This window comes from Microbacterium sp. ZXX196, from assembly GCF_009709595.1.
GTDB classification, from domain to species: domain Bacteria; phylum Actinomycetota; class Actinomycetes; order Actinomycetales; family Microbacteriaceae; genus Microbacterium; species Microbacterium excoecariae.
In genome coordinates, this window is the sequence record NZ_WMEE01000071.1 from 1 (window position 1) to 298 (window position 298).

The following is a 298-nucleotide window of genomic DNA, read 5'->3' on the forward strand; positions in this document are numbered from 1 at the left end:
TATTTATACAGTTTAGTATTGGTGTTTTTCCCTCTTCTGATAGAGGCTCAAGTCGTATTACAGGCACTAGACTCGTATTTCAGCATAACATTAGAAAGCGGGAAGAAGCGTATTGCTTCGATTTATGATGCCGATTATTTCCCTTATAACATTAACCCCCGTTCTGAAGCTCTTTGGCAGAGGAATATTGCAGCAGATGGTGCTCAGGAGCCCCTAGTAATAGACCATCAGGGGAAAATCACTACCACAGGCTTAAGGGTTGGTATTCCCGTAACAGTACAGGGTAATGGCTTCCTTC

Annotated in this window: 1 protein-coding gene; it reads left to right on the forward strand. The window is 43.0% G+C overall.

All coding sequences use genetic code 11. The features are described from left to right. Positions 1 to 18 precede the first annotated feature (18 nt). The coding region (locus tag GJQ66_RS14835; RefSeq protein WP_230379578.1) for a hypothetical protein at positions 19 to 298 on the forward strand (280 nt) is incomplete at its 3' end.